Annotated in this window: 1 pseudogene; it reads left to right on the forward strand. The window is 75.3% G+C overall.

The window, feature by feature from the left end:
- Positions 1-385: pseudogene (locus tag AC1DES_RS19240) on the forward strand (HNH endonuclease signature motif containing protein); the annotation flags it as partial.

The following is a 385-nucleotide window of genomic DNA, read 5'->3' on the forward strand; positions in this document are numbered from 1 at the left end:
TCACGGCCGGGACGGCGGCGGGGATCTGGGAACGGTCCACCGCGGCCGCCCGTGCCCTGCAGGGCCCGGGCGAGGCCAGGACCCTCAGCCAGCTCCGCGCCGACATCACCGCCACCTGGCTCCTCACCAGCGGAATGACTGACCGTACCGGCACCGGTACCGGTCCGGGTGCGGGGTCGGTTGGGGGCGGGTGCGGGGGTGTGCCGTTGCCTCGGGCGCAGGTCCTGGTCACCGTTCCGGTCCTGTCCCTGCTGGGCGCCACCGAGGAACCGGCCGTTCTGGACGGGCACGGGCCGATCCCGCCGTCGATGGCGCGCCGCCTGATCGCCGGCGGCGCCGATTCCTTCTACCGGGTCCTGACCGACCCCCGGGACGGGGCGCCGTT

This window comes from Arthrobacter sp. 05T442 (genome assembly GCF_056395945.1).